The sequence below is a fragment of the Synechococcus sp. CC9311 genome, assembly GCF_000014585.1.
GTDB lineage: Bacteria > Cyanobacteriota > Cyanobacteriia > PCC-6307 > Cyanobiaceae > Synechococcus_C.
Map to the genome: position 1 here is coordinate 1,786,972 of NC_008319.1, position 23,704 is coordinate 1,810,675.

Consider the following 23,704-nt stretch of genomic DNA (forward strand, 5'->3'; position numbering starts at 1 on the left):
GAGTGAGGGCGTACTTGATGGCAAAAGCCTCAAACCAGCTCGATCAAACAGCAGTCAAGGACAAAGCACCACCGAAACCCAAACGCACATCGTCTGGTGTCAAACGACCGTCATGATCTTGGTCTAAGGCGTCAAAGACCGCATCACTTCCCAACCATTCATCGCGGGTGATGCAACCATCGCCGTTGAAGTCGTTCAACATAAAAATTTCTTGAACGGCATGGCTAAATGCGGATCCACCCTCAAGCTGAGCCAAACGGTGCGCGAGTTGCTGCTCGAGAGTTTCGATCGCTTTGCTGAAACCTTTGATGCCTTCACTGAGCTTGTCAGTGGCCATTCGATCTTCAGCCATCATTGAGATGAAGAGCTCCTGATCTACGTGCATTTGCTCTGAAACAGGAGCGAGATTCGCAGGATCAAGCTTGCGAATTAGCGCAGCATCACTACTTCGCAATTGGTCCAGCAATTTCGGGGAAATTGTCAATAGATCACAACCGGCAAGCTCAGTGATCTCATCAAGATTGCGGAAGCTAGCTCCCATGATTTCGGTTTTATACCCGTATGTCTTGAAGTAGTTGAAGATGCTGGTGACTGAAATCACACCAGGATCTTCGGGACCTGGATAGGAATCGCGTCCTGTGTCGGCCTTGAACCAATCGAGAATGCGACCCACAAATGGCGAGATCAAGGTCACGCTTGCCTCAGCGCAAGCCACAGCTTGAGAGAAGCCAAACAACAGGGTGAGGTTGCAATGAATTCCATCCTTCTCAAGAACTTCAGCCGCTTTAATTCCCTCCCAAGTGGAGGCAATTTTGATCAAAACACGATCATTACTGATTCCTGAGTCGTTGTAGAGGCGAATAAGCTTCCGCCCTTTTTCAATCGTTGCCTCGGTGTCATAACTCAGGCGGGCATCCACTTCCGTTGAAACTCGGCCAGGAACGATCTTCAGAATTTCCTTTCCGAATATCACGCTGATTTCATCAAGCGCTTCGTGAACCACTTGCTCCACCGGAGCGCTCTCTCCTAAAAGCCGGCGAGATGACCGCAGAGCTTCATCAATGAGATTCTCATAAGCAGGAATCTGAGCTGCAGCAAGGATCAGGGAGGGGTTGGTCGTCGCATCACGAGGAGTGAAACGCCTGATCGCTTCGAGATCACCCGTATCGGCCACCACCACTGTCATGGCGGAAAGCTGCTCAAGGAGGGTGGCCATGGCGCACTTAAAACTCTATGAATTCAAAGTAGCGACGTTTTTCAAACTGACAGCTCAGGGGAGAGATGTGTCCGTTTGTGCAGATTTAACCGGGCCACTTGGTGGAATTTTTTCAATCACCAAAAGCCCATCAATGATGGATTTAGCCACAGGCAAAGCCACAGTTGAGCCATAGGCATGGGCCCCTTGTGGTTCATCAACCACCACCAGCACGACATAACGAGGGTTCTCTATCGGAAGCGTTGCGACAAAACTGCAAATCAGAGCTCCTGGGACATACACACCATTCACTGCCTTTTGGGCCGTGCCTGTTTTGCCACCAATGCGATAACCAGGGGTGCGAACCCCCTTACCACTACCTTTTTCCACCACTGATTCCATCCAGTTCAAAACCGTGCGAGTGACCTCTGGGCGGAGCAGGGGCTGTCCCATCCGCGCTCCACTTGGCGCCAACGCATGACCAGCCCTTAAACCACGAGTGATGTGAGGGCTCACAAGCCTCCCGCCATTGGCGATCAGTGCGTGGAGTTGAACAAGCTTGAGAGGCGTGAGCGAGAAGCCTTGACCAAATGCTGCGGTTGCTGGCTCGATGGCCTGAGTGGTGAATTGCTCCTTGGTCTTCAACTGGCCCGCCACCGCACCTGGAAGGTCTGTATCCGGCTTCGCATCGAGCCCAAGTCGGTTCAACCAGTCCCAGTAATTAGAGGGACGCATTTTGCGCATCGCCTGGACCATGCCGACATTGCTCGACACCTGAAGCACCGTTGCAAAATCCACAACGCCATTGCCCTTGCGGTCGTGGTTGCGAATCGGCCAGCCACCAATGGTGAGGGCCCCACTGTCGTAAACCGTCTCATTGGGTTGGATCACACCTTCTTGCAGCGCTAAAGCCAAATTGATCGGTTTAAAAGTTGACCCCGGTTCGTAAAGATCTTGAACGGACCATTCCCTAAAACGTTCTGGCTTGAAGTCCCAATAACGATTCGCGTCATACGTCGGCGTTGAGGCGAGCGCCATTAATTCGCCATTGAGGACATCCATCACGATTGCCACTCCCTTTTTGGCTTTCCAGGTTTTTACCTGTGCCGTCAGCGCCTTTGCAGCCAGCTCCTGCAAGCGAGCATCCAAGGTGAGCTGCAATCTCAGGTCATCCCCGAAAAACACCCCGGGGGCCAGGTTGTCTGGCAACGGAGTTCCATCTGCTCCGCGACGAAGACTACGGGCCTGTTCGTGGCGCTGGAGATCTTCATCACGACTTTGCTCCAGCCCCGCCTGAGGCTGACGCTCTTGATTGAGGAAACCAACGACATTGGCAAAGAGAGATCCCTGCGGATAAACGCGGTAGGGATAGGGCTCGAGATCGATGCCACTGATTCCTAGGGAACGAACTGTTGTTGCTGTTTCAGGGTCGACGCCCTCCGCCAACTTGATGCCAGAAGAGCTGTCTCCCATTCTTTTGTTGATCTCGCCAGTCGAAAGGGCCAACACGGGAGACAGGAGTGCAGCAACCTCTTTACGGTCACGAATCAGCGTTGGCTCGTCGCCAGGAAAGTTGAAGTAACGAGGATGGGCCCAGAGTCGGTAGCGCTCCTCGTCTAAGGCCACGAGTCTGCCGTTGCGATCCACTATCGGCCGACGGCTGCCAAGGGGCTTGGTGCGTTGCGTTTGCACCAATCGGGCCCGCGTCTCCAACTCAGAGGCTTGAAAAATCTGTAGCCAGGCCATACGCCCGACCAATCCAAACAAGCCTGCACACAGCAGGACAAACACCACTTTCATTCGACCGGCCGGCACCGGCTCAAGACGGATCACCCGTCGTCGTTCACGACGAGCCTTGGAGGTCGAGCCTTGCCGGTTGGCTGGCATCTGTTTAATACCCGTGATGAATTGAACGATCCATCAAGGAGCCAATGAAAGCCAGATGATCGTGGGATCCGCCGGATTCCGCCTCAGTGGGACGTTCGAGATACAACAATTTTTCTGCGGTCGTCGGAACCATCGACTTTGGCGTCTGGGTTCGATCGAGGAGATAACGCTCCAGCATGGCTGTGGACTCCGTCAGCCGATGGCCCACACCTCGTGTGTTCTCCAAGCGTTCAAAGGCGACCGTCCAGCGGTATTGCCAGTGAAGAGTGAGGCCACTGAGAGCCAGCACGGCTGTAAAAACACCAATCAAACTGCCATCAGCCGCACGATGAAGGCCAGCAAGCAGAGGAGAGCGGCGTGCAACACGCTTGGCCGACAGTGAGCCCTGGATGAGCTCGAAGGCACCAGTGGCTGATGCATGTTCCTGTGGAGCAGGTTGAGTTTGGGGAACCGCGACCACTTTGAACGAATATGGTGATTCGCCAGTGAACCACCCGTATGGTCCGCCCGCAAGGCTGAAATGTCTTACAGCATCAGGGAAATTGGCTCAACTTCCGAGCAAGACAAGATTCAGGAAGGTGACACCGTTCCAGAGAGCATGCATCACCACACAAGGAAGAAGACGACCACTGCTCAAACGCAGCAATGCCAACCCCAAACCAAGAACCAATAAAGGAAGTAATTCACCAATGCTGAGGTGAGCAACCGCAAACACAAGGGCGCTACCGAACACGCTCCAACCACGCCCGAACGAACGTCCTAAAACCGGCAACAACACCCCACGGAATACGGTTTCTTCAAACAAAGGGGCTAACACAACCGCGGTGATGGCCAGCAGAAACAAGGCCAACGGATCTCTGCCGTTCAGCACCATTTCCAGCAATGGATTACTGCCTCCCTGATCGCCGATAAACCGACTCATCAGCCAACCGGTCAACACCACTGGTGGCATCACCATCAACCAGGCGCGACCGCCCTGAAACAGAGCTGTCCACCACGGGCGCACGCGCCACTGCAGCCAACCGCCTGCAGGCACCAAACGTTGATCCAGACCATCAAGCTGACTTTTAAGAATGAGAAGCGGTGGCGTTGCTAAAGCGCAATAGCCAATGAGCACAGCCACCGACTGGTTGAGCGGCGCCGCAATGCTCCGAGCCACCAAGGCTGAAAGAGGCGTTACAAGAAGCGGGACCAACACCTCACCCAACACAACAAAACCGCCAGCGATCAGAAGCACCATGTCAACCAAGCCAAGGGGAGCGGCTTGCAGCTCAGGCCAGGCGGACTGCTTTCGGCGAAAAAGCAACCAAAGCTGCCGAACCAGCAGAAGAGATCCCAACAACAACGCTCCGAGCGGCATCAGCTCACTGAGAACAAGACGTCGGGCCGCGGCCTTGGCTGCTGAGCTTTCCACACAATCAGCCTGGACCCCTCCCAGCGCTTCACAGACCAGACGCTGGGTTAAGGGATCAGGACTGTTATCAGTCAACAGGTCTTGATCACGAGAGGAGAGATCGCGAGGAAGGGGCTCGGTGGCCAGGGTCTCCTGAAGCGTCCGAAGGTTGGGTAGCTGGAGTGGAGTCTCCAGCAGGGTCTTGCGACGCCCTGGGTCGTTTTCTAACGATGCAAATAAGAGTGTTTGGCGATCACTGAGGCTGTCGAGAGGGATCTCTCTAAGAGTTTCAAGCAAGCTCTTGGCTGGATCTTGGCCAACAAGCAGAGGTTTGAGCGATGGCGTCAACGCCGGTTCGGCCAACAACGCAAGCTCTTGCTGCTCCAAAGACAACGCGGGAGCCACAGAGGGTCGCCCGAGGCTATCCATCAAGCCGAGGAACCAAACGCTGCAAGCCAGCACCATCGAAACGACAGCCAAAAGGACTTTCCACTTGGGCACTGCGTTTGAACGTCCGTTCAGCGGGCTGGTCAACAGACGATGGGCGACTGCAACCAATTCTCTCCGGCGAAGGGCTGCCAACAACCGATTTTGACCATTTCGGCGTGTAATTCGACCGTGCGCCCATACGATGACCGCGCCTTTCCTCCTTGTTGCGGTGTCACTGCGTCTCCTCCTGGTCCGCCACGGCCTAAGCAGCTTCAACGTTGAGCGCCGCATCCAGGGTCGTAATGATCTTTCAACACTCACTGCGACTGGCGAAGACCAAGCGCGGCGCATAGGCAAGGCCTTGGCCGACGTGCCGATTAATGCGGCCTACAGCTCTCCTCTTCAACGTGCTGCCGCCACCGCAGCCGGCGTTCTGAGCGTGCGTGAAGACGGGCTTTCCCCCGTCCTGGATGACGGACTACTGGAGATTGATCTTGAGCCCTGGAGCGGACTAACCGCCGATGAACGGGCGATCAAGGATCCAGAGGGCTTCACCACCTGGCGTCAACGACCCGAAGCCCTGGAACTCACTCGCGCTGACGGCACTCATTATCAACCGGTTACCGAGTTGATGGTTCAGGCGCGGGCATTCTTGAAAGGCCTCATGGATCGGCATCCGGTGACCAGCGACGACACCGTGCTGGTGGTAGGTCACAACGCCATTCTCCGCTGCTTAATCCTGGTGTTGCTTGGCGAGCCCCAAGGTGGCTTCAGGCGGCTGCGCTTGGACAACGCATCGTTGTCGGTGTTCAACCTCTCCCCAGGACCGAATGGTTACCAAGTTCAGATCGAATGCTTAAACAACATTGCCCACCTAGAACCTGCGCTGCCAGCCAAAGGCTCCAAGGCCCGTCTAATCCTTGTCCGCCACGGTGAAACGGATTGGAACCGGCAGGGACGTTTTCAGGGTCAGATTGATATTCCTCTCAATAGCAATGGCCATGCCCAAGCAGAAGCTGCGCGCTCCTTCCTCGAAGGTGTAACTCTTGATCGGGCCTACAGCAGCTCAATGTCTCGCCCAAGAGAAACCGCTGAGGGGATTTTGAAATCGCACTCAGGCGTCCCGCTCACCGTGACTGATGGCCTGATGGAAATCGGTCACGGGCTTTGGGAGGGAAAACTGGAATCAGAAATTCGGGAGGGCTGGGAAGAGTTACTCCAAGCCTGGAAGGAAGCTCCCGAAACCGTACAAATGCCGGAAGGAGAAACGATTCAAGATGTATGGGAACGCTCCGTGGACTGTTGGAACACCATCGCTGATGGCCTCAAGCCGTCCGAGACAGCCTTAGTTGTGGCGCATGATGCAGTCAATAAAACAATCCTTTGCCACCTCTTAGGGCTCGCGCCCAAAGACATTTGGTCTGTGAAACAAGGCAACGGTGGCGTCACGGTGATCGACATGCCCGAAGATCCCAGCCAACCTGCAGTTGTGAGTTGCCTGAATCTCACATCCCACCTCGGTGGGGTTCTGGATCGAACAGCAGCGGGAGCACTTTGAACCCATGACTGAGACGATGCTGCTCGATCCGGTACAGGTTCTAGTCGCCAGCGATCAGCCGCTCCAAGTAGGAAGCGCTGCTCTCTTTGAGGGTGATCGTCTCATCGCCCTTGGGGACGAAGCGAGGGAGAGAGCTGCTGAGCGAGGTCTTGCAGGCCAGAACCGGGCCCACCAACTCCTGGCCCCATGTCTCGTCGACCCCCATTCAAGCCTTCCCAGTCCATTTACAGGCGGGGGAGAGACGCTCGAAACGCTCATCAACGCTGCAGGGCGAGCCGGTTATGGACAACTAGCGCTGCTTCCAAACGGTGAATCGGAGCGGGACAGCCCAGAACGCTTAAAGGGTTTCCAACCAAGGGATTGCGATCTCAAAGTTCATTTATGGGGAAGCTTCAGCCATCGCGGTGAAGGAGAACGCCTCAGCAGTCACGCCGATCTTCTTGAAGCAGGTGCAATCGGTCTCAGTGCTGGGCAGAAGATCCCACCTACCAACCTCATCGACCGCGCGTTACTGCTTGGGGAGATGGCTGGGGCCCCTGTGCTGATTGCACCCAATGACGCCAGCTTGCGCGGCAACGGAATGATCCGGGAGGGCGTTGAAACACTACGAGCCGGATGGCCTGCCGATCCAACTATCAGCGAAACGCTTCCCATGGGGCAACTCCTGGAGCTGCAGCGACGGCACAACACTCGCAAGCTTGTGCTCATGAATCTCTCCACCGCTGATGGCGTAGAGATGCTGAGCCACACAACGTCTCCACCACTGGCCACTGTGAGCTGGTGGCACCTGGTACAGGATCGTTCCAACCAAACAGCAGAAGCCACCCATTGGTTTGTCACCCCTTCCATTGGAGGACAAGCCGATCGCCAAGCCTTAATTCAGGCCTTAGGAGAAGGAACGATCAATGCCGTTGCTGTCCATGGCATTCCCCTTGACGATGAGGAGTGCCTGTTGCCTCCCGATCAACGTCCGAAAGGCTTATCAGGGCACCACTTGGTGCTGCCAACGCTCTGGCAACGCCTTGTGGTCGATTTGGGGTGGAGCGTAAACCAGCTATGGCAAGCGCTCAGTTTTGGGCCGGCACGGTTGCTTGGCCAAGACGAAGAACGACTCAGCATCGGAAGCAACCGCTGGTTGCTCTTTGATCCTGACCAAACCTGGGATCAAGCCCGTGATGCCCTCTACGCCCCCAAAGCGGCCAATCAACCGTGGATCGGCCTTGCAATTCGGGGGCAAGTGGTGAGTTGTGGACTCAAGATCCCAACGAACCAAGTCGATTAAACGGCCAGAAACGCCAGACCGCTCGACCAATAATCTGATCTTCAGGCAGGAAGGCCCCCCCCGGCCAATAGCGACCATCCCAGCTGTTACTGCGGTTGTCACCAAGAACGAGTACCCGTCCCTCCGGAACCGTGGCGTTCAGGGTGCGGCAAAGGCTCATCCCCCGCTTGTCCAGAGGGCAGTAATTGGTCACATACGGTTCGTCGAGATCAACACCGTTCACACGAACCTCTCCTCGAGGGTTCACTACCACCTGATCACCTGCCACAGCCACAACGCGTTTGATGTAGGCATCACAGGACGGATGACTGACGCCAGGAATCAACCCAATCAAAGGGATATTGGCGAGAACGCATTGGAAAGGGGGGGGTGACGTTGTTGAGCGCAGTGCAGGATCGAAGGCATAGGGGGAATTGAACACAACAATTTCTCCCCGCCGAGGTTTGCGGCCGCGATAGGTGAGCTTCTCGACAAGCAGCCGATCTTGGATCTGCAAGCCAGGGAGCATCGAGCCTGAGGGAATGAAGCGTGCCTCGGCCAAATAATGACGAATCCCGAAATAGAGAGCCATCGTGAAAAACAGCGGGCCCCAAAAATCCCAGAGCGGATGTCCAGAACCCCGGTCCTTTTTCAGAGCCTTGTTGGGCTCCTGATGAGGCTCGCTGCTGGTGGGCCGGTCATCGTCAGAACGACTGTTGTGTTGCTTATCAGCCAACAGGCACCTTGCTTCAATCCTCAAGATCACGATAGGCGCGATCAGCCTGCGCTTCTAGCCTGAAAACAGGCACGGTGATCCATGGTCCGACCCCGCTGGCAGGGCGTGAAACCCCGCACCACCCAATTGTTCTGGAATCGCTGGGATCAGGTCTTAGCCCTGATTGCAGCGCTCAATTTGATCTGGGTGATTTTCGATGTCACCTATATCCCTCTGCGAAATTTCTGGCTGCAGAGAACGCTTTATCCCCTCCCCTCGATCAACTTGGCCTTGCCACTGCCCTGGCTGCCGGACATCACACCCTTCTATGACCCGCTGAAGGGCATCGAAGTTCACCGAGACACGATGTCCTATGTCGAGCATTTCCGCAGGCTCGAAAGCACCGCTTCAAAATTGGGCATCAACAGTGAAGCCGCACGACAATTGCGGCTTGAAATGGTGGTCAGGAATAGCCAATTATTGGATGAAAACCCGTTCATCAGTTCTGGGAATGTAGGTGCATTCGAAAAGCTCAAGAACCGTCTTAGAGCAAGAGCTGGGATGGATTCAGCCAAGCAAGCGGCGGCCTATCTCCTCAGCGACCGCTACTTGAGCAAGCATGACTGGGGAAAAGAGCGCCAGTTTTGGAACACCAAAGTGCTTCCGCTAGCGGAGACCAATTACTCGCGCGGGATTGATGAAAACGGAATGCCCATCGACCTCTCCTGGCGGATCGACATTCCTTTTCAAACGTTGTTCCTTTTGGACATCCTGGTCCGGACGCTCCGACTGAAACGGCGTTTTCGGGCGATTAGCTGGAGAGATGCCTTACTTAGGCGTTGGATTGACCTACCCCTCTTAATTCCATTTTGGCGCCTATTGCGAATCGTTCCAGTCACAGAGCGGCTATCCCGCGCTCAGCTTCTTAATCTTGAGCCCCTTCGAGCAGCCGTCAGTCGCGGGGTTGTCGCGGTCCTGGCACTCGAATTATTTGAAGTGATCACATTGCGTGTTCTGGATGCCATGCAAGGCATCGTGCGCTCGCCGAACCTTCCCGAAAGGATTCTCCGGCTTTGTAGTCATCAGTCTGTTGACAGCAGCGAAGAACAGGAACTCGCGGAGCTGCTGCGGCTCTGGCTCCCTCTCATTCTCACGCAGGTAGGTCCAGGGATGCGGCCGCAACTCGTGGCGCTATTTGGCCACGCTCTTCAGCGAAATCTCGATGGCCTGGTCTTGCCGGCGCCGCTAAGGGAGCTGCCTGGAGTTCAAAAAGCTGAATCCGAACTGAGCCGTCAACTCGCCATGGGGATGGTGGATTCACTGTTGGGGCTTTCAAAGAGTGCGGGCGACCAACTTGGCCAGAAAGATCAAATTCTCGAAGATCTTGGGATTCAAACACTCGATCGATTCTGGGAGGAGCTCGCACGAACGCTCGAACAAGGCGTCGTACTGGAACGGAGCCAAGAACTCTTGGTGGCGTTTCTCGAAGAATTTAAACGCACCAGCATGTTCCAACTGCACACCCAAGGTGGCGTGGACGAACTGATCACAGAGCTCGATGGGCTTAATTTCAACCCAAAAGAGCCTGATTCCAATCCTCGGGCTTGAATCCCACCAAAAAATCGCCGCTGGGCAAAGCAACAAAAGGGCGTTTGATCAAACGCCCATCTGCAGCCAACGCAGTCAGTGCATCATCGTCACTCATCGCTTTCACAACCTGTGCTCCCAGAGCTCGATAGCTCTGGCCACTGGTGTTAAAGAGAAGTTGACGACGAACTAACCGTTCAAAAGCGAGCGAAAGCACCTCTTTTGAAGGAGGAGCAATTGTGATGTCAACGACCTCATAGGCCAAGTTGTTGGCATCCAGCCAAGCCAAGGCCTTACGACAAGTTGAACATCGGGAGTAGCTGTAAACCTTGATGGGTGGAGCCAAGCTCAACGTCCAAACAAGTTCTTCACAGCACCTAGCAAGCTGTTTGAACCCTTGCCAACTCCTTCGTCGGGGCGAGTCCGAACGGTCACATCGCCATTCACACTCGTGCGGCAGCTCAAGCGATAGTTCGCAGGACGGTCAGAAAGATAAACCTCTTCCACATCGCTTCGTGGTGAAAGGTTCTGAGCTCCTTCGAGAACCTCGATCACACAGGTTCCGCACTGGCCAACCCCGCCACAGTTGTTGAGGTTATTAAAACCCTTATAAGGATTGACCCCGGATGAAAGGGCTGCTTTGCGTAAATTCGCTCCTTCGATGCAACCGACCTGTTGGCCTTCCTGCTCAAAACGGATGGTGGGCACGGGTCGTTCACAATCTAGGCGCGAACCAACTTACAAGAAGTACGGCCGTCTTAGCGCCTCAATCACAGATTTTGCCGAGAAAATCTGAATTCAGCATCCTGACCACCTAACCACCGGCCGCCCGAATGCATGCCTCCAACAGGGGAGCGACGGCATCCGAATCACGCCAACCTCCAATCGAAATGACACGACCATCCATATTTTTGTAAGTACGGAAAAACTCGGCCACATCCTCAAGCTGGCTAGGTGCAATTTGTTGGATGCTCTGAATTCCTGCTTGCCGAGGGTCAGCAACTGGAACACAGAGGATCTTGCCGTCGTAATGGCCGGTGTCATTCATGTCGAGCACCCCAATCGGCCTGGCCTTGATCAAACACCCCGCGAAGGTGGGTTCCGCCATGATCACCATTGCATCGAGAGGCGATCCGTCCTCGGCAAGGGTATTGGGAACAAATCCATAGTCGAAGGGGTAGCGAATCGAGGGATGGAGCACACGATCCAGTGCCATCACTCCAACGTCTTCTGAAAACTCATATTTATTGCAACTACCTGCTGGGATCTCAACGATCAGATTGAGTAGCCCCGGAGAGGGAGAAGGAGGCAGGGACCTCAGATCCATGGCGATCTTGCGCAGTGAGTGGTGTCAAAGAGTCGATTGGAGGTCGGTCGGTCAGCACAGCAGCCAACGGAATTCCAAGGCTGGTGAAAGCGACGATGAACCCCAAAAAGGCAAGTGTTGGAGCAGCAACTTGAAAGGAGGGTTGCTGAGAAAGTTCGCGGGCAGGCTCGGGGTCCATTCAGACAGGGTTAAGGACATCCGGTAGAGGGATTACCCCTATGCACTCCATGCGTGATGGCATGAAAAGCTCCGGAAAGGCGTTATGACAAAGCTAGACAGAATTGTCGCACCATCAAAGCTCTAAGCGGCTGGACGTTCTTGACGGTCACGACGGGCCGCAAGGTCGGATGGAGCTGCAGGAAGATAATCGAGGTGAGCTCTAATCTGGCGCAATTCCTCGAGGATGGCGCCTAACACTTGCTGAATCGCAGTGGATGGAGAATTGAGGACTTCAACAGTGACTTCCTTGATTCTCAAAACATCTTTTGCGAAGCGCGCAACTTCGTTTGGATGAAAATGAAGAGGATCTTTTTGGTCGCTACGGTATTCAGGATTTAATTTCCTGGGATTAAAAGGAGGATTTAGATTACGAGGGTCAGTATTCGTATAGCGATATACAGAAGCTCTTGACCGGTTCAAAGATTTCTGGACATCGTCAATAGCAACTAAGGCGTCTGATTGAGCCATCACTGCGTCAACATCTGTTCCGGATATTGAGGAATCTTCGGCAGCAGAAACAGAACTATTGATCGACCCAGGAAACATGAGACTGATTTAGGACTGACTGGATTGGGCAGACAGTAGCAGCTGAGACTCAGGATGCCAGCGTCGTTCCAAGCTATCGGGACACTTCCTGAAGCGACCTTTTTCTTGCAGCAGTGGTAGCTTCCACCCTCATTCAACGTTGATCGCTATGCGCGTCTCCCGCCTGATGCTGGTGACGCTGCGGGATGTTCCCGCTGACGCCGAAATCGCCTCGCAACAATTGCTGATTCGTGGCGGATTTATCCGACGCGTTGGATCAGGAATCTATGCCTATCTCCCACTGATGTGGAGGGTTCTTCAAAGGGTGATGAGAATCGTCAGGGAGGAGATGAATCAAATTGGGGCTCTTGAAACGTTGCTACCGCAACTGCAACCCGCCGAATTATGGGAAAAGAGTGGCCGTTGGCAGGGCTACACCGCAGGCGAGGGGATCATGTTCCATCTTGAAGATCGCCAAGAGCGCTCCCTGGGACTAGGCCCTACCCACGAGGAAGTCATCACGGAATTAGCCAGTGATCTACTGAGGTCGTATCGCCAACTCCCCGTCACCCTTTACCAAATTCAGAGCAAATTCAGGGACGAAATTCGACCACGCTTTGGCTTGATGCGCGGCCGCGAATTCATCATGAAAGATGCCTATTCCTTTCATGGAGATGAAGGGGACCTGGCCAGAATGTATGAGGAGATGGAGAAGGCCTACACCCGTGTATTCCAACGTTGTGGTCTAACGGCTGTTGGTGTGGATGCCGATAGTGGAGCGATCGGCGGCGCCGCATCCCAGGAATTCATGGTGACGGCAGATGCTGGAGAAGATTTAATCCTCATCAGTCCAGATGGTGATTACGCAGCAAATCAAGAGAAAGCGGTCTCGATCGCACCACCTGCTCTGCCGTTACCCAGCGGGGAATCTCGGGTCATTTCCACGCCCGGCCAGGTCACGATTGATGAGCTCTGTTCGGCCCAATCGCTCCATCCCAGCCAGGTCGTCAAAGTTCTGCTTCTCCTCGCCAAGCTTGAATCCGGCGATGAACAGCCGGTTCTTGTCTGTCTGCGAGGAGATCAAGAACTCAACGAGGTGAAGCTCGTCAATGCACTGACACAACAACTGGACAGCCCCGTTCTCGATCTCAGCCCGATCAATGCTGATCAAGTGAAAACACAAGGACTGCAGCCATTGCCGTTGGGCTCAATCGGTCCTGACCTCTCTGATCACTCCCTCGCTGGGGCACGCAGCTGGAAAGAAAGGTTCTACAAACTCGCCGACACAACAGCTGCCGAACTAGAGCGCTTTGTCTGTGGAGCCAACACGAGCAACGAACACCGCTGGGGGGCCAGCTGGTCTGATCTCGGCACCATTCCAGCGATGGATCTTCGCAATGCCAAAGCAGGCGATCACTGTGTCCATCGCCCAGAACAGAGCCTTGAAGAACGACGCGGGATTGAGGTGGGGCATATTTTTCAACTCGGTCGTAAGTACTCCCTATCCATGGGAGCTCAAATCACCACCAAAGAAGGAAAACAGGAGCACCTCTGGATGGGGTGTTACGGCATCGGAATCTCACGACTGGCCCAAGCCGCCGTGGAGCAGCATCACGATGACGCCGGCATCATCTGGCCGCTCAGCATTGCTCCGTTTCAGGTGATTGTGGTGGTGGCCAATGTTCAAGACGAAGTCCAGATGGCTCTCGGTGAGGAGATTTACAACGAACTCCTGGCCTCAGGGATCGATGTCCTATTGGACGATCGAGGGGAGCGCGCGGGGGTGAAATTCAAGGATGCCGATCTCATTGGAATCCCTTGGAGAGTTGTCGTTGGTCGCGCTGCTGCAGAAGGGAATGTGGAACTGGTGAAACGTTCAGAACGGGACGCCAACGTTTTAAGCCGAGCCGAAGCCATTTCGTCCCTTCTCGAAGCAATCCCAACCGAGCTCCGCATCCAACTCTGAGCCGCGTAAAGTCCACCAAATTCCCTCCGTCATGATCGCCGTACTTCAACGCCTTACCAGCCGTCTAATCAATCTGAGCCTGGCTCTTTGCCTTGGGCTTTCTTTGCTCGTTACGGCCTGCGGCAACGAATCGTCCACCCTCACCGGAGATTACGTCCAAGACACTGTCGCTGTTGCCCACACAATTCACGACACATTGGCGTTGCCCCAGGACGCGGCGAATCGTCGAGAGGCTGATGGAGAGGCCCGCGACCTAATCACCGACTACGTATCCCGTTACAGAGCACGTCCCAAGGTGAACGGCTTGAGTTCGTTTACCACCATGCAGACCGCGCTCAACTCCTTGGCTGGTCACTACAACAACTACACCAATCGTCCCGTTCCTGAGGCTCTAAGAGCCAGGATCGATAAGGAGCTGGGCAAGGCCGAGAAAGCAGCAGTTCGCGGCACTTGATCACAAAATCGAACAGCACTTTGACCGCAGGCATCACTGTCTGCGAAACTGCTGGATTGTGCAGAAATGCGGCTTCGGGCCGCCGATTCTTTGGCCAACGTTGTCGTCATCGGTGCTCAATGGGGTGACGAGGGAAAAGGAAAGATCACCGATCTTCTGAGCCGCTCCGCTGATGTTGTCGTGCGTTATCAGGGAGGTGTTAACGCCGGCCACACCATCGTGGTGGACGGTCGAGTGCTCAAGCTTCATCTGATCCCTTCCGGAATCCTCTATCCAGACACCACTTGCCTGATCGGCTCCGGAACTGTGGTCGATCCCAAAGTGATGCTTGGAGAACTCGACATGCTGATCTCCAACGGGATTGACATCTCAGGCCTCCAGCTGGCTTCAACTGCGCACATCACGATGCCTTACCACCGCCTCTTGGATCTGGCGATGGAAAAGCAACGAGGTGAACGCAAGATCGGCACAACCGGCCGCGGCATCGGCCCCACCTACGCAGACAAGTCTCAGCGAAGTGGCATCCGGGTTCTTGACCTGCTCGACGAAGCTCGACTGCGTGATCGGCTTGAAGGCCCGCTGAGCGAGAAGAATCAATTGCTTGAAACCATTTATGGCGAAAAGCCATTGGATCCTGAAGAGATCATTCGTGAATATCTGGCTTACGGAAAACGCTTAGCCCCTCATGTGGTGGATTGCACCCGCGCCATCCATGAAGCCGCAAGCGACCGCAAAAATATTCTTTTTGAAGGAGCACAAGGAACTCTGCTCGACCTTGATCACGGCACCTATCCCTACGTGACCTCCTCTAACCCTGTGTCAGGAGGTGCCTGCATCGGTGCAGGTGTAGGTCCGACCCTGATCGACAGAGTGATTGGAGTCGCCAAGGCTTACACCACTCGAGTTGGGGAAGGGCCCTTCCCCACAGAGCTGTCGGGAAGCTTGAACGACCAGCTCTGTGATCGAGGCGGGGAATTTGGAACGACGACTGGCCGCCGTCGCCGCTGTGGCTGGTTTGATGGCGTGATTGGGCGTTACGCCGTTCAAGTCAACGGACTGGATTGCCTTGCAATCACCAAGCTCGATGTACTGGACGAAATGGATAAAATACAAGTGTCAGTGGCTTACGAGCTCGATGGCGAACGTATTGATTACTTCCCGAGCTGCTCCGAAGATTTCGCTCGCTGCAAGCCAATCTTTGAGACCCTTCCAGGCTGGCAATGTTCCACAGCTGAATGCCGTCGGCTCGAAGACCTTCCTGCTCCAGCGATGGACTACCTGCGTTTCCTCGCTGACCTAATGGACGTGCCGATTGCGATCGTTTCCCTCGGTGCAAGCCGAGACCAAACGATCGTGGTGGAGGATCCGATCCATGGCCCTAAGCGCGCGCTCCTCAGCGCTTAGGGCAGGCAATCGCCCACTGGCAGCAGCTAACCAGCGAACAGGCATACTTCCGCTGTATTAACGACAGCAGAGATGTCCTCCACTCCCCGGTTCAACACTGCCAGTTCTCTCGACGTCGTAGGCATCGGCAATGCCATCGTCGACGTGTTGGTTCAAGCCGAGGACCAGTTTCTGAGCGATCACAACCTCAGCAAGGGCAGCATGGCTCTTGTTGATGAAGATCAAGCCAAAAGCCTTTACGAAGCCAGCGGTCCAGGTCTCGAAACCTCTGGAGGGTCAGCAGCCAACACTCTGGCCGGTCTCGCTCAACTCGGGAGCAAATCCGGTTTCATCGGTCGTGTTCGTGACGACCAACTCGGAACCATCTTTATCCACGACATCCGTGCCGTAGGGACCCGTTTCGACACACCGGCTGCCGTGACCGGTGCGAGCACGGCCCGTTGCCTCATCCTCGTGACCTCGGACGCCGAACGCACGATGTGCACCTACCTCGGTGCCTCAACCCAACTGGACCCTGATGATCTCGACCTCTCGATGGTTCGCGACACCAAGGTTCTCTATCTCGAGGGCTACCTCTGGGATAGTCCTGCAGCAAAAAAAGCCTTCATCACGGCGGCTGAAGCCTGCCGAGATAGCGGAGGACAAGTCGCCCTCTCCCTGTCCGATGGCTTCTGCGTGGACCGTCACCGTGAAAGCTTTCTCGAGCTTGTCGATGGACATGTGGATGTGCTCTTTGCCAATGAGGATGAAATCAAATCGCTTTACGGAACAGCAGATTTCGAGAGCGCACTCGAGCAAGTAAAAGGTCGCTGCAGCGTGGCCGTCCTAACCCGCAGCGCTCAAGGCTCTGTTGTTCTTTGCGGTGATCAGAGATGGGAAATCCCCTCCTACAAACTCGGCGATCTCGTTGACACCACAGGAGCCGGCGATCTGTATGCAGGTGGGTTCCTTCATGGCTACACCCAAAACCTTCCTTTGGATGTCTGCGGAAAAATGGGGTCCATCTGTGCCGGACAAGTCGTGACCCAACTAGGGCCTCGCTCGAAGGTTTCATTGCCAGATCTGATCGCTAAGCATCTGGATTGATGGACGCCGCGGCCCATACGCCATAGGCCTGCAATAGCTGAGCCTGCCAGCTCAAGGCTGATCAGCTGCTCAGGGACTGCAAAGGCTCTCTGTTGATCAGCCTCGGTGGTTAAAACCAACCACAAAGCATCAGGGTGTTTTGCCATTCAGATGCGCCAGAAGCTGGCTCACGCTATTCACAACAGGAACCTCAGCAATCGGTGCAGGTCGGCGCAGTAGCCATAACCCAAACCCCATCTGCATCGAAAGGCGCGCCCAGAGCGCCTCAGTCGCTCCCCCAGACTGCCTGCAGACCACGTCTGTGATGGCCCAGCGCCTGCAAACCGCAGCTTCCAATGCACCTGGCTCGGGACCCTGGAGTGGTCGCACCACTGCTAAGTGTTCAGACGGAATGCCAGCTGCTGCTGCCTGTATCAGAGACAGTGGTGAAGGAAGAACACGGGCAAACACCGTGGCACCTGCTTTACGAGCGACCATCGCTGCTTCAACCAACTGGCGGGCACCTAGGGCCAGAAGTAGTTGTCGTCCCGATAAGGGCTGATCAGCAAGGTCAGCTATGGAGCCGAGCACAACCGCCTGCCCCGAGGCCTCCATACGCCGTTCGAACCGCACCAACCGATGGCCCGAGCGCTTGCAAGCCTGGTTCAACTGGTCACTAATCCTCAGTGCAAACGGGTGAGTGGCATCCACAACCCAATCCACAGGAATCGTCTGCAGCCATTGCGAAATCCCCCATGAACCATCCAGAGCTCCCACGTGGATTGCTTCCAATGCCATTCCCCGATAGGGATGGGCAGCCATGTCACCCACAACGCTGACGTGAACATGCCAACCCTGCGAGATCAGAACCTCGGCCAAATGCGGGCCATCACCTGTACCTGCCAGCAACCAGACAGTCCCCTGGCGATTCTCCTGTCGGTGCATCAGGATGGCACTCACTGTCACAGCTGAGAATGAACCACTGCGTGCTCGAGGTGGATGTCCTTCAAGCTCCCACCCTGCGATATACCCAAGACAATCAAACTCCCATTGCGGAGATGGACGTGTCCTTCGATGCTCTCCGACCCGATGACCCCAAGGGGCAATTGAAGGTCGTCGGATGGGGCAACCTCGCCCAGGACCTTCAAAATCGCGTGCAAGTCGGGCAGCGGCTGGTGATTGAGGGCCGACTGCGTATGAACACAGTTCCCCGTCAAGACGGCACCAAAGAGAAGAGAGCTGAGTTCACCCTCTCGCGGCTGCATTCAGTGGGCGCACCGGGGCCCAGCCAAGGCAAGCCCGCTACCGCTGCGCGCACAGTGCCAGCTCGACCGGTACCAGCTCAAACGCCCCAGTCTTCCGAATCACCGACCAAGCCCACGGCTGCTGGGCAGGATTCAGCGGCTCAATGGAACACCTCTCCACTGGTTCCTGAGACCGACGACATTCCCTTTTAACTCCCCCAAGCTCCAGACTTTTCACTGATTTTTGTCAGATAATTGCTCTGAGGCGCGCAAGAGCAGCTGACCAAGTTCTCGCTCGAGGGCCGCTAGATCCAGTCTCAAGTCTGGCCAGCGGCCGCGATCAATTTGTTCGAGCAACCAAGCGCGATCAGTCTCCAGCAGTGCAATTAGCTCTCGGGTTTCTAGAGGCTGCTCGGACGTGGTGTTCATGATTTTTGGACTCCTCCACCCATCCTGAAGCCCTCTTGGTCACAATGGCTTTAATTCACGGGCCCCCATGAACGAGCTCATTTCGCCCGGAAGTCTGATCACCATCGCTGGCGGTGTCCTCACCGTGGTTGGTGCACTGGCCTACGGAGCTGGCAATGCCAATCTCAGCCTGCCCACCATTTTTTACGGAATTCCGATTCTTCTCGGAGGTCTTGCGCTCAAATCCTCAGAACTTCCCCCAGCACGCCGGGTGACACCAAAAGCACAATTTCGGGAGGAACGCGAGGCGGCGTCTCCGGAGCTGGTCAAGCTGCTGAACGACGTCACTCGCTGGCGCTACGGACAGAAAGCTCACCTCGAAAGCTCACTCGAAGCGTTGAAACTCTGGGATGAAGACAAGCCTTCTCAGCTGCTGGAGATCGAAGAAATCAGTAATGAATCCGGATACGGTCTGAGGATTCGCTTTGCCTGCGAAGCGGTAGGCCTCGAACGTTGGCAAGAACGTCGCGAGCGTTTGGGTCGCTTTTTTGCCAAAGGTTTAGAAGCGCAAATCATCCCCCTGGAAAACGATCAACTCGATTTGACCCTGCTCCCGAAGAGTGACGCCTCGACAAGCGAGCATGGAGAGCCCTGAGCACCTGCAGCATGGATGATTCCCTACGGGTCTCCGTCCTGAGCGAGGCCCTTCCTTACATCCAACGATTCGCTGGTCGGCGAATCGTGGTCAAGTACGGCGGAGCGGCCATGGTCCACGCAGAGCTGCGTGACGCCGTTTTTCGCGATATTGCTCTGCTGGCCAGCGTGGGAGTGCAGCCGGTTGTGGTTCATGGCGGTGGCCCAGAGATCAACACCTGGCTCAAGCGGCTCGACATTCGCTCCGAATTTCGCGACGGCTTGCGGGTCACCGATGCCGAGACGATGGACGTGGTGGAAATGGTTCTTGTTGGTCGCGTAAACAAACAGATCGTCAATGGACTGAATCGTCTGGGAGCTAGCGCTGTAGGCCTCAGCGGTAGCGACGGCCGACTGGTCGAAGCACGTCCCTGGGGTGATGGCAACCATGGCTTGGTCGGCGATGTTGCTCGGGTGAATCCAGATGTGCTGGAACCACTCCTGGCACGGGGATACGTTCCTGTGATTTCAAGCGTGGCTGCCAACCCTGAAGGGGAATCTCACAACATCAATGCCGACACTGTTGCTGGTGAACTTGCTGCGGCACTCGAAGCAGAGAAATTGATTTTGTTAACTGACACCCAAGGGATCCTTCGCGATCGCGACAATCCCAACTCCCTGATCCGACAACTCAGGCTGTCTGAGGCAAGGCAATTGATCCACGATGGTGTTGTTGCCGGTGGGATGACGCCCAAAACCGAATGCTGCATTCGTGCCCTGGCTCAAGGGGTTGCTGCAGCGCACATCGTTGATGGTCGTGTACCCCATGCTCTTCTCCTTGAAGTCTTCACCGATGCAGGAATCGGAACGATGGTGTTGGGCTGCGGTTAAGCGATGACCAATGCACTGGCAGCCGCGGAAGCCGCTCTCGAGCGTGGCGATTACGGCCAGTGCATCGCACTGTTGGAGCCGCTCGCAGAAGCCAACCCGATCAGTGACAGTCAAGGAGCTGAGATCCGGATGCTGTTGGTCACAGCCTGGATGGGGAAGGGAGATGAGAGCAAGGCTCTGAGCACCTGCCGACTCCTTACCCGTTGCAAAGATCCAGAGCTGAGAACACGGGCACGGCAGTTGCTGGATGTTCTTGAGGCGCCAAGCCTGGCAAGGCCTGCGAGCTGGTCGATGCAACTGCCAACCTTGGAGATGGATCCTCGTATTGGCAAACCATCAAAGCTGTTTAATCGCCGCAAACTGCCACCACCACCTCCATCACCTCCTACCGGTCCAACCCGAGCCCCTGCAGCAGGCTTCGCTGCACTTGTCATCACCGTGCTGGTTGGGCTAACGCTCTTATTGAGCGGCTGCGTACGCATCACTGCAGACCTCAGCCTCCCAGGACCAGACAGGGTGGAGATGGCTTGGACGATCGACAGTCTCAGTGGCTTGAAACTTCCTTGGCAGGACGCGTTCAGCAGAGAGTTGAGGGCGATGCGTCTGCCTTGGAAGGTTCGCAACTCAGGGAACGGTCTTCTTGAGGTCAAAGCACCAACCCAAAACAGTGAGGACGCCGCTGCACTCCTCAGCAAAACGGTCGAAGCAGCAGGACGAACAGCAGGCCTTGTACTGCCAGCACCCACCCTCAAACTGGAAGAGCGCAACTGGCTCGTGGGTCTCAAGCAAGAGCTGCTGTTGGAACTGGATCTAAGAGCTCTTAAGAGCCTGAATGAACTGCAAATTGCGGTGCGCCTTGGGAACCAAGCGAGCTTGCGCCGCTTGCAAAGCAGCCCTGCAATGGCGAGCAAGAACGCCAAGGGAGAGCTCGTCTGGCCGCTCACGATTGGAGAGAAGAACCGTTTGCAGTGGAGTCAATGGCGCTGGAGCCGCCTTGGAGTGGGCAGTCTCGCGATCGTGGTGCTGCTTGTTTTGACTGCCAGCTTGCAACGTCTTCGACTGCTGATGGGTTTCGGATACCCAGAATTACCGTCCTGAATTCAGAGCTGCAGCGGGTCTGGATCAACAGCCAGTGACACGCCACTAGGCAAGCCATCCCAAAGGGAGCTCCCAGCTGGCAAAGGCAAGGACGAAGCTTGTGGACCATGCATCAACAGCTGCCAGCGACTGCGACCAGCAACCCGTGCCACAGGAGCTGGAGCTGGACCGATGAGCTGCCAACCTGCGTCCGAGCAACCAGGGCGAAGTTGTTCCGCCACAACGGCAGCGGCCGTCGCAGTTTTGGATGCGGACGTCCCAGACAGCCGCAATACACAAGCCCTGGCATAGGGCACCAATCCGGCTTCGCTTCGCTCCCGAGCTTCCTCCTCCAGAAAACGCTCATACCGACCATCCACTAAGTGCAAAATCACCGGATGATCAGGGCTATAGGTCTGAACAAGGACTTGTCCGGGACGCTCCCCACGGCCAGCCCTGCCTGCGAGTTGCAACAACAACTGAAGCGCCTGCTCCCCGGCCCTGAGATCGGGACGGTGCAACAAGCCATCAGCTGCCAATACGGCGGCAAGCGTGACGCGCGGCAGGTCCATCCCTTTCGCCAGCATTTGGGTTCCCACCAAGACATCCGCTTCACCAGCAGCAAATTGATCCAACAAACGCCGATGTCCGTCGCGTCCACCGGTGGTGTCGCGATCAAAGCGCAGCAATCGCAGGCCCTCCAACTCAGACTCCAGTTGTTCCAAAACCCTTTGAGTGCCAGCGCCGAAGGGCTTAAAAGCTGACGAACCACAGTGCCCGCAGTTCGTCGTAACCGAGGCTCGATAATCACACCAGTGGCAACGCAGCCACTGGTTACCGGTGCTTTTTCCATGAACCGTTAACGCCACATCGCAGTGCGGACACTGCACTACCTCACCACAGCTTCGGCAGCTCAAAAACGTGCTGTATCCACGGCGCGGCACCAGCACAACCGCCTGCTCTCCTTGTTCAGGCAGTTTCGACAAACGATCCATCAGCGCCCTGCTGATCAAGCGCCGATGGCCATCGGCGAGCTCATGGCGCATGTCGATGATCTGAACAGGCGGCAAAGGCTGATCAGAGATGCGCTGTTGAAGACGAGCTAATGCCAACGGCCCCTCTGGAGCGAGTTGAATCCAAGTCTCAAGGGAGGGTGTTGCACTACCCAGCAACAAACGACCTCCCTCCCTTTGCACTCTCGCCATCGCAAGGTCGCGGGCGTGATAGCAGGGCATCGGGGACTCCTGCTTGTAGGAGCTGTCGTGCTCCTCGTCTAACACGATCAAACCCAGGGGACTGAGCGGCAGAAAAATGGCCGAACGGGTGCCAACAATGACGAGCGGTTCTTCTGCCTCCAGGCTGTTGCGCCAGGTGTGGACCCGTTCTCTTTCCGTGCAACCACTGTGATATTCGAGCACTCGAGAACCAAATCGACGCCGACAGCGATCTACCAGCTGGGGAATCAGACCAATTTCAGGAGTCAGCAACAAAACATGACGCCCTGCTGCCAACTCATCAGCAGCAAGCTGGAGGTACACCTCAGTCTTTCCAGAACCGGTGATCCCCCAAAGCAATACACCTCCACCCTCGGGCTGTTTTTGAAAGGTTTCGATCGCAACCTGCTGCTCGCTGTTGAGAGTTCTCGGAGCTTCAGTCGCAGCGACCAAGCCCGCTGAAACCGGACTTGGCTGCGCATCAGAAGCGAGACGCAACTCACGAACCAAAAGCCCTCGGCGCACTAGGGCTTGCACGGTTCCTGATTGAAAACCTGCCTCGACAAGATCTCGCTGCCATGCTCCCCCCCCTAACTCCTGCAACTTGGACACCAAGCAGGCCTGTCGGGTTGGCAAATCAGCATCCAAATGGGGGGTGCTGTCAGGCAAAGACACCCACCAAAGCTTGCGTTCCTTCACGGCTGGAACAACGCGTTGCCCCAACCAGCCGGGAGGGAGAGCTGCTTTCAGCATTCGAAACGGGCTGGTATGACAACGCTGCGCCATCTCCTCAAGCCACAATCTCCAGGCTTGTCCTACGGCAGCTGATTGAAGGAGCGCATCAACAGGCTGGAGCGGGCGATTTGCATCCTCAGGCTGAGTTCGGCAGGCCGTGACCAAACCCTGAATGCGGCGACCCCGCAGGGATACCTGAACAAGATCCCCTAAACGAACATTAAGTTGATTGCGATCGCAGTAAGTGAAGGTGCGACCATCCCGACCCGCCTCAAGCCAAACATCGACCACCTCAAGAACTGGCGGCGGGCGGACGGGGTTTTTTGAAAAATCGGTTACAGGGGTTGCGTTCATGACACGTTTTTTTTAAACTAAAGATGTTGGACAGCTCAAAGGCTGTTGTTGGAACAAGCAGAGTTCCTTCCAAAGGGAAGATCCGAAGTTCGAGCCATGGAATTCCATGAAGCCGACCGGTCTGAGAATGCCCTTGACAGTTCTGCATCGGACCACTCCAGCT

At 55.6% G+C, this 23,704-nt stretch carries 24 protein-coding genes; 11 read left to right on the plus strand and 13 right to left on the minus strand.

Features of this window, described 5'->3' with window-relative positions; all coding sequences use genetic code 11:
* Positions 1 to 43: 43 nt before the first annotated feature.
* The 4 genes from SYNC_RS09245 to SYNC_RS09260 form a co-directional block, all read right to left on the minus strand.
* Positions 44 to 1,216 carry a transaldolase gene (locus SYNC_RS09245; protein ID WP_011619923.1) on the minus strand — a complete coding sequence of 391 codons (1,173 nt, stop codon included), beginning with the start codon at positions 1,214 to 1,216 and terminating at the stop codon, positions 44 to 46.
* A 54-nt stretch (positions 1,217 to 1,270) separates the two neighbouring features.
* Complete coding sequence (locus tag SYNC_RS09250) at positions 1,271 to 3,082, minus strand: penicillin-binding protein 2 (protein ID WP_011619924.1); 1,812 nt, start codon at positions 3,080 to 3,082, stop codon at positions 1,271 to 1,273.
* Positions 3,083 to 3,086: 4 nt separating this feature from the next.
* The gene (locus SYNC_RS09255) at positions 3,087 to 3,542 is read right to left on the minus strand and encodes a hypothetical protein (protein WP_011619925.1); all 456 of its coding nucleotides are present in this window, start codon (positions 3,540 to 3,542) and stop codon (positions 3,087 to 3,089) included.
* 87 nt (positions 3,543 to 3,629) lie between these two features.
* Positions 3,630 to 5,009, minus strand: a complete 1,380-nt coding sequence (locus SYNC_RS09260) for a CPBP family intramembrane glutamic endopeptidase (protein ID WP_011619926.1) — start codon at positions 5,007 to 5,009, stop codon at positions 3,630 to 3,632.
* Positions 5,010 to 5,133: 124 nt separating this feature from the next.
* Here SYNC_RS09260 and SYNC_RS09265 point away from each other — a divergent pair, with 124 nt between their 5' ends.
* On the plus strand, positions 5,134 to 6,462 hold the full coding sequence (locus tag SYNC_RS09265; RefSeq protein ID WP_237699309.1) for a histidine phosphatase family protein: 1,329 nt from the start codon (positions 5,134 to 5,136) through the stop codon (positions 6,460 to 6,462).
* 4 nt (positions 6,463 to 6,466) lie between these two features.
* Positions 6,467 to 7,744 (plus strand): dihydroorotase, encoded by a 1,278-nt coding sequence (locus SYNC_RS09270; RefSeq protein WP_011619928.1) that lies wholly within the window; start codon positions 6,467 to 6,469, stop codon positions 7,742 to 7,744.
* Here SYNC_RS09270 and lepB read toward each other — a convergent pair.
* Positions 7,716 to 8,489, minus strand: a complete 774-nt coding sequence (gene lepB, locus SYNC_RS09275) for a signal peptidase I (RefSeq protein WP_011619929.1) — start codon at positions 8,487 to 8,489, stop codon at positions 7,716 to 7,718. The genes SYNC_RS09270 and lepB overlap by 29 nt on opposite strands.
* A 51-nt stretch (positions 8,490 to 8,540) precedes the next feature.
* Here lepB and SYNC_RS09280 point away from each other — a divergent pair, with 51 nt between their 5' ends.
* Entirely contained in the window at positions 8,541 to 10,046 is a 1,506-nt protein-coding gene (locus tag SYNC_RS09280; protein ID WP_011619930.1) for a hypothetical protein, read from the plus strand.
* On the opposite strand, the gene SYNC_RS09285 is transcribed toward SYNC_RS09280, so the two are convergent.
* The 5 genes from SYNC_RS09285 to SYNC_RS09305 all read right to left on the minus strand — a co-directional run bounded on the left by SYNC_RS09285 (position 10,009) and on the right by SYNC_RS09305 (position 12,117).
* A complete protein-coding gene (locus SYNC_RS09285) occupies positions 10,009 to 10,371 on the minus strand; it encodes an arsenate reductase family protein (RefSeq protein WP_011619931.1) in 363 nt (120 codons plus the stop codon). The genes SYNC_RS09280 and SYNC_RS09285 overlap by 38 nt on opposite strands.
* Before the next feature lie 2 nt (positions 10,372 to 10,373).
* Positions 10,374 to 10,733, minus strand: coding sequence for a 2Fe-2S iron-sulfur cluster-binding protein (locus SYNC_RS09290; protein WP_011619932.1), 360 nt, complete (start codon positions 10,731 to 10,733; stop codon positions 10,374 to 10,376).
* A 106-nt stretch (positions 10,734 to 10,839) separates the two neighbouring features.
* Positions 10,840 to 11,352, minus strand: a complete 513-nt coding sequence (locus SYNC_RS09295; protein ID WP_011619933.1) for an inorganic diphosphatase — start codon at positions 11,350 to 11,352, stop codon at positions 10,840 to 10,842.
* Entirely contained in the window at positions 11,294 to 11,530 is a 237-nt protein-coding gene (locus SYNC_RS09300) for a hypothetical protein (protein WP_011619934.1), read from the minus strand. The genes SYNC_RS09295 and SYNC_RS09300 overlap by 59 nt, the downstream gene beginning before the upstream one ends.
* 122 nt (positions 11,531 to 11,652) lie before the next feature.
* Positions 11,653 to 12,117, minus strand: a complete 465-nt coding sequence (locus SYNC_RS09305; RefSeq protein ID WP_011619935.1) for a hypothetical protein — start codon at positions 12,115 to 12,117, stop codon at positions 11,653 to 11,655.
* A 148-nt stretch (positions 12,118 to 12,265) separates the two neighbouring features.
* On the opposite strand from SYNC_RS09305, the gene SYNC_RS09310 reads away from it, so the two are divergent.
* From SYNC_RS09310 to SYNC_RS09325, 4 genes are all read left to right on the plus strand, one after another.
* A complete protein-coding gene (locus SYNC_RS09310; protein WP_011619936.1) occupies positions 12,266 to 14,062 on the plus strand; it encodes a proline--tRNA ligase in 1,797 nt (598 codons plus the stop codon).
* A 31-nt stretch (positions 14,063 to 14,093) separates the two neighbouring features.
* Positions 14,094 to 14,516: a photosystem II protein Psb27 gene (psb27, locus tag SYNC_RS09315; protein WP_011619937.1), complete on the plus strand. Its 423-nt coding sequence runs from the start codon at positions 14,094 to 14,096 to the stop codon at positions 14,514 to 14,516.
* A 66-nt stretch (positions 14,517 to 14,582) separates the two neighbouring features.
* Positions 14,583 to 15,920: an adenylosuccinate synthase gene (locus SYNC_RS09320; protein WP_193328829.1), complete on the plus strand. Its 1,338-nt coding sequence runs from the start codon at positions 14,583 to 14,585 to the stop codon at positions 15,918 to 15,920.
* A 72-nt stretch (positions 15,921 to 15,992) separates the two neighbouring features.
* On the plus strand, positions 15,993 to 17,006 hold the full coding sequence (locus SYNC_RS09325; RefSeq protein WP_011619939.1) for an adenosine kinase: 1,014 nt from the start codon (positions 15,993 to 15,995) through the stop codon (positions 17,004 to 17,006).
* 129 nt (positions 17,007 to 17,135) lie between these two features.
* Here SYNC_RS09325 and cobK read toward each other — a convergent pair whose 3' ends face one another.
* Complete coding sequence (gene cobK / locus SYNC_RS09330; protein ID WP_011619940.1) at positions 17,136 to 17,930, minus strand: precorrin-6A reductase; 795 nt, start codon at positions 17,928 to 17,930, stop codon at positions 17,136 to 17,138.
* Positions 17,931 to 17,959: 29 nt separating this feature from the next.
* Here cobK and SYNC_RS09335 point away from each other — a divergent pair, with 29 nt between their 5' ends.
* Positions 17,960 to 18,442: a single-stranded DNA-binding protein gene (locus SYNC_RS09335; protein ID WP_011619941.1), complete on the plus strand. Its 483-nt coding sequence runs from the start codon at positions 17,960 to 17,962 to the stop codon at positions 18,440 to 18,442.
* 21 nt (positions 18,443 to 18,463) lie between these two features.
* Here the strand turns inward: SYNC_RS09335 and SYNC_RS09340 are convergent, their stop codons facing one another.
* The gene (locus SYNC_RS09340) at positions 18,464 to 18,658 is read right to left on the minus strand and encodes a hypothetical protein (RefSeq protein ID WP_011619942.1); all 195 of its coding nucleotides are present in this window, start codon (positions 18,656 to 18,658) and stop codon (positions 18,464 to 18,466) included.
* 67 nt (positions 18,659 to 18,725) lie between these two features.
* Here SYNC_RS09340 and SYNC_RS09345 point away from each other — a divergent pair, with 67 nt between their 5' ends.
* Genes SYNC_RS09345 through SYNC_RS09355 form a run of 3 tightly spaced genes read left to right on the plus strand, consistent with a single transcriptional unit; the run spans position 18,726 to position 21,259 of the window.
* Positions 18,726 to 19,292, plus strand: coding sequence for a DUF2854 domain-containing protein (locus SYNC_RS09345; protein WP_011619943.1), 567 nt, complete (start codon positions 18,726 to 18,728; stop codon positions 19,290 to 19,292).
* Positions 19,293 to 19,303: 11 nt separating this feature from the next.
* Positions 19,304 to 20,161, plus strand: coding sequence for an acetylglutamate kinase (gene argB, locus SYNC_RS09350; RefSeq protein WP_011619944.1), 858 nt, complete (start codon positions 19,304 to 19,306; stop codon positions 20,159 to 20,161).
* A gap of 3 nt (positions 20,162 to 20,164) precedes the next feature.
* A complete protein-coding gene (locus tag SYNC_RS09355; RefSeq protein ID WP_041426645.1) occupies positions 20,165 to 21,259 on the plus strand; it encodes a DUF3153 domain-containing protein in 1,095 nt (364 codons plus the stop codon).
* Between the two features lie 2 nt (positions 21,260 to 21,261).
* On the opposite strand, the gene priA is transcribed toward SYNC_RS09355, so the two are convergent.
* Positions 21,262 to 23,541, minus strand: coding sequence for a primosomal protein N' (priA, locus tag SYNC_RS09360; RefSeq protein WP_011619946.1), 2,280 nt, complete (start codon positions 23,539 to 23,541; stop codon positions 21,262 to 21,264).
* Positions 23,542 to 23,704 lie beyond the last annotated feature (163 nt).

Excerpts from the sequence above, each read along its gene's own strand:
- SYNC_RS09245 (WP_011619923.1), bottom strand. The coding sequence starts at position 1,216 with ATGGCCACCCTCCTTGAGCAGCTTTCCGCCATGACAGTGGTGGTGGCC.
- SYNC_RS09250 (WP_011619924.1), bottom strand. The coding sequence starts at position 3,082 with ATGCCAGCCAACCGGCAAGGCTCGACCTCCAAGGCTCGTCGTGAACGA.
- SYNC_RS09270 (WP_011619928.1), top strand. The coding sequence starts at position 6,467 with ATGACTGAGACGATGCTGCTCGATCCGGTACAGGTTCTAGTCGCCAGC.
- SYNC_RS09280 (WP_011619930.1), top strand. The coding sequence starts at position 8,541 with ATGGTCCGACCCCGCTGGCAGGGCGTGAAACCCCGCACCACCCAATTG.
- SYNC_RS09295 (WP_011619933.1), bottom strand. The coding sequence starts at position 11,352 with ATGGATCTGAGGTCCCTGCCTCCTTCTCCCTCTCCGGGGCTACTCAAT.
- SYNC_RS09300 (WP_011619934.1), bottom strand. The coding sequence starts at position 11,530 with ATGGACCCCGAGCCTGCCCGCGAACTTTCTCAGCAACCCTCCTTTCAA.
- SYNC_RS09305 (WP_011619935.1), bottom strand. The coding sequence starts at position 12,117 with ATGTTTCCTGGGTCGATCAATAGTTCTGTTTCTGCTGCCGAAGATTCC.
- SYNC_RS09310 (WP_011619936.1), top strand. The coding sequence starts at position 12,266 with ATGCGCGTCTCCCGCCTGATGCTGGTGACGCTGCGGGATGTTCCCGCT.
- psb27 (WP_011619937.1), top strand. The coding sequence starts at position 14,094 with ATGATCGCCGTACTTCAACGCCTTACCAGCCGTCTAATCAATCTGAGC.
- SYNC_RS09320 (WP_193328829.1), top strand. The coding sequence starts at position 14,583 with ATGCGGCTTCGGGCCGCCGATTCTTTGGCCAACGTTGTCGTCATCGGT.
- SYNC_RS09325 (WP_011619939.1), top strand. The coding sequence starts at position 15,993 with ATGTCCTCCACTCCCCGGTTCAACACTGCCAGTTCTCTCGACGTCGTA.
- cobK (WP_011619940.1), bottom strand. The coding sequence starts at position 17,930 with ATGCACCGACAGGAGAATCGCCAGGGGACTGTCTGGTTGCTGGCAGGT.
- SYNC_RS09335 (WP_011619941.1), top strand. The coding sequence starts at position 17,960 with ATGAACCACTGCGTGCTCGAGGTGGATGTCCTTCAAGCTCCCACCCTG.
- SYNC_RS09340 (WP_011619942.1), bottom strand. The coding sequence starts at position 18,658 with ATGAACACCACGTCCGAGCAGCCTCTAGAAACCCGAGAGCTAATTGCA.
- SYNC_RS09345 (WP_011619943.1), top strand. The coding sequence starts at position 18,726 with ATGAACGAGCTCATTTCGCCCGGAAGTCTGATCACCATCGCTGGCGGT.
- argB (WP_011619944.1), top strand. The coding sequence starts at position 19,304 with ATGGATGATTCCCTACGGGTCTCCGTCCTGAGCGAGGCCCTTCCTTAC.
- SYNC_RS09355 (WP_041426645.1), top strand. The coding sequence starts at position 20,165 with ATGACCAATGCACTGGCAGCCGCGGAAGCCGCTCTCGAGCGTGGCGAT.
- priA (WP_011619946.1), bottom strand. The coding sequence starts at position 23,541 with ATGAACGCAACCCCTGTAACCGATTTTTCAAAAAACCCCGTCCGCCCG.